The sequence below is a fragment of the Acidobacteriota bacterium genome, from assembly GCA_003696075.1.
In the GTDB taxonomy this organism is placed as follows: Bacteria; Acidobacteriota; Polarisedimenticolia; order J045; family J045; genus J045.
Genome location: RFHH01000104.1, coordinates 1 through 3431, shown reverse-complemented (window position 1 = coordinate 3431; position 3431 = coordinate 1). Strand labels below are relative to the sequence as shown.

The 3431-nt window shown below is 71.6% G+C and carries 5 protein-coding genes; 1 reads left to right on the top strand and 4 read right to left on the bottom strand.

Annotation, left to right across the window (positions count from 1 at the left end):
• The 4 genes from D6718_06595 to D6718_06580 all read right to left on the bottom strand — a co-directional run.
• Positions 1–353, bottom strand: a 353-nt coding sequence (locus D6718_06595; protein RMG45785.1) for a carboxypeptidase regulatory-like domain-containing protein, incomplete at its 3' end; no start/stop codon positions are given.
• A complete protein-coding gene (locus D6718_06590; GenBank protein RMG45784.1) occupies positions 350–733 on the bottom strand; it encodes a hypothetical protein in 384 nt (127 codons plus the stop codon). The genes D6718_06595 and D6718_06590, both read right to left, overlap by 4 nt.
• A 534-nt stretch (positions 734–1267) precedes the next feature.
• Entirely contained in the window at positions 1268–2554 is a 1287-nt protein-coding gene (locus D6718_06585; GenBank protein RMG45783.1) for a hypothetical protein, read from the bottom strand.
• A 74-nt stretch (positions 2555–2628) separates the two neighbouring features.
• Positions 2629–3234: a cytochrome C gene (locus tag D6718_06580; GenBank protein ID RMG45782.1), complete on the bottom strand. Its 606-nt coding sequence runs from the start codon at positions 3232–3234 to the stop codon at positions 2629–2631.
• Between the two features lie 36 nt (positions 3235–3270).
• Between D6718_06580 and D6718_06575 the strand changes: the two genes are divergently transcribed.
• A partial coding sequence (locus D6718_06575; GenBank protein RMG45781.1) for a transcriptional regulator occupies positions 3271–3431 on the top strand: 161 nt, incomplete at its 3' end.

The window sequence follows — 3431 nt, the reverse complement described above, 5'->3', positions numbered from 1 at the left end:
CCCGTTCCGGCGGCCGTGACCCTCAGCTCCACGGCGCGCCCCCGGGCGAGTCGAAAGGAGAACCCCGCTCTTCGCGCGTCGTCGAAGGCAAGCTCGACCGGAACGTATCCCTCGGCCGCCACCAGAACGCGGTCCGCATCCGCGATTTCCGGCAGGCGCGCCCGTCCCCGGGAGTCCGTCTCGGCGCTCGCGACGCGGCCGTCCTCCGCGACGAGCGTGATCCGCGCTCCGGCGACGGGACCGTCGGGGCCTTCGACCCGCGCGACCGGGAGCTGGGCGGCCGCGGTCAGGACGCAGGGCGCGAGGGCCAGCGCCAGCGCCGGCCCCCGCGCCCGGGTGAGGGAGGGGCTCACAGTTCGAGGCCGCAGGCGGCGGAAGCGCCGCCGCCCGAAGCGCCCGGCCCGAGACCTTGCTCTTCGGGCTCGAGCGGGTCCTTGGCCTTCTTGCACGAGCCGACCGGCGTGCAATCGCAGTGCTCGCCGCGAGCGTGCCCTTCGCACAAGCCCAGGATGCGCTTGAGCCAACCGCATTCGACGTCCGCGTCGACGGATGTGCAGTCGATGTCGCAGGCCGCGGCGCCGTCGCCGAGCACCTCCGGACAACTCCGCCCCTCGTCGTCGCAGGTCACGCACGCCCCGGCCGGCGCCGATGCAAGCGCACCGGCGGCGAGGAGCCCCGCCAGCGCGGCGGCGCACCTCCAGCGGCCGTTTGGAAGATTGGGGCCGAAGATCATCGCGCACCTCCCCGCCCCGACAGCGATCTCGAGGCGATTTTCGAGGACGCTACGAAGCTAGCACCGCGGCCGGACCGGCTCGATGGCAGCGCTCCCGATCCGTTGCGCCAGCGGGAATCGGCCCCGGCAGCCGCGGTCTCCGAGCACACGGGGCCGGCAGCCGTGCTTCGCGCCTGCGCGTCGAAGAACCGCCCCCGCGGCGATCGCCGGAGGCAGGAGCGTCCGCGCGGCGATCGGCGAACTCAGGACCGCCTACGCGTCCTTCGGGCTGCCGCCGAGCCGAACGGAGGAGACGCTCCTAGCCGCCTCACCGAAGCTGGCCGCAGCGGGTAGGAAGTCCCCGGGCCTAAGCTCCGGAGGCATGTGCATCCTTCCTTCATGGCGGAAGGGACGGAAGCGGGTCGTGGGGGGCGCGGAACGCCGGCCGTCACGGTTCCGCGGGCCGGTTTCCCCCGCACGGTGGCCGGACGACCTCGTGCGAGGGACATGGCGGCCGAGGCCGGCGGCGACGCCGGGGCGGCCGCTCGGCGGCCGCTACGGACAGGCATTCGCGGCGCCGCCCAGCTCGGGGTCCCGGCATCCGCGCTGCGATGCGGCGCCCGTGTCGTAGCTTTCCGTCCCGGCACAGGCTCCGGCGCGCACGAGGTACCACCACCCGGCACGCCCCGCGGGAGACGCGGCGTCCAGGAACTCCTCATCAGGCCAGTCGTCCGCGAGGCAGGTCTCGAGGGCCATGTCGAAGGCGCCGCCCGAGGAGCGCAGCGCTCCCAGGTCGCCGCGGATCAGATCGTACGCGCTGCCGGACGCAGTCCAGCGGAGCAGACTTCGTGTCGGAGCGTGCAGCGAAGGGGAGCGGACCCGGTACGGCTCGACGATCGGATAGGCGCGGGATCCGGCCGCGTAGGCGCCAAGCGCCGCGGCCTCGTCGCTGGTGCAGTAGGCGCGGATCATGGCATCCGTCCAGTCGAGCCCGTTCATCGTCGTTGCGTAGTTGGTTTTCGCCAGACAGGCGACCCAGTAGTACGTGTGGCCGTGCGTGGCCGACGGCTCGAGCGCCAGCACCGGATCGACCGGTTCCATCGGCGCCGGTCCGGCGCACTTGCACAGCCCGCAGTCCGCGAGCGCATCGATCAGGTGGGCGCTGAACACGACGCGCCCGACGCACCATGCGGGACCGCTGTCCGGATAGCGATTTGGGTCGGCTGCCGCGGGGATCGCCTCGAGGAGCATCCCGGCGAGCGCGCGGTGCTCGATGTGGCCGCTCACCCCGCAAAACTCGTCCATGGCGATCACCACGTCCGGCCGTCGGGCGCGCAGGAGAGACACGATCCACGCGACCGGGTCTCCGGCGTCAGCCGTCCACTTGGCGCGGACGTCGGCTGGCGTCGCCGACGCGGGCCAAGGCTCGAACGGGGCGCCGGGCGGGCATTGCGCGTCGAGTTCGGCGAGCGAGTGCGGGCCGTTGACGAAGGGACCGATGTCGTAACCGTCGGCCATGTAGTAGGCCGCCGACTCCGCGAACAGCTCCGCACGCGCCCGTCCGATCTGGCTTCCGCGGCAGAGTCCGTCCCACACGCGGTCGCTGTTCTCGCCGCGCGTGAGCGTCGCCATGAAGAGCTGTCCGGCGACGTCCTTGGCGCGGGCGACGAAACCGCCGGAGCTGTTCTCGTCGTCCGGATGCGCGCCGAGCCACAGGACGCGGTCGGCGCCCGCCAGGGCATCGAGCACCGACCCGGGACCGCACGCCTGTCCCCGGGCGGCACCGCCGAGGGTGGCGAGCGCCGCTCCAGCGACGATCCCGGCACGCCACGCGGCGCCCATCCTCCCTCGGCTCCGAGGAGCCCCGCGCCTCCCAGCCGCCGGCCGGAAGCGCCACCCGCACCAAAAACGTCCGCTCAAGGCACGAAACGGGAGAAGACGAGATCGCTGTCACCGGCGCCGTTCCGGTGGCAGGCGTAGCAAGAGCGACCTCCGTCGGTGACCAGGGCCTGGCCGTCGCGGTTCCAGGCCTGGAACGCCCAGCCGCCGGTCGATGCGAAGCGCTTCGAGTCCTTGAGCATCAGCGCCGTCAGCTTCTTCTCCGTCGCCTGGTAGGCACCGCCGGCGTTCTCGATGTCATAGAGGACGAAGACGAGAGCGCTTCCGTCGGGGTAGGGGCCTCCGGTCTTGCTCGCCGGCAGCGCCTTGTCGTTGGCGTAGACGTGGTGCATGCCGCCGAACGCGTTGTAGAGGTGGTGCGATTCGTCGAAGATCACCATCGACTTGAGGTGGGTCCAGTTGCGGTAGTCGGGAAGCTGCACGGATGGATTCGGCCGGTCCGACTGCGCCGAGGCCGTGTGGACGACCAGGCCGGCGAGGGCAATACCGCAACCGATCGACGCCGCGAGCAGCATTTTTCTGATGGCCATAGACTGTCCTCCAGGCTGCCAATGCGGAGCGCCGGGCTCCGCCTCCGCCGGGGACCGTAGCGCGGCTGGCGGCGGCGTGGAAGTGCGCACCATCCGGTAACTACCGCGTGGTAAGCTCGAGGAGGCGCGATGGACGACTCGGCCCGGAAAGAGCTCGAAATGCTGGCCGACGTGCTCGGCTGCAAGTGGATGATCCAGATCCTCCAGCAGCTCGAGGGTGGCCCCATGCGTCCGAGTCAAATCCGACGGGCGGTGGCGGGGATCAGCGAGAAGGTTCTCGCCGAACGCCT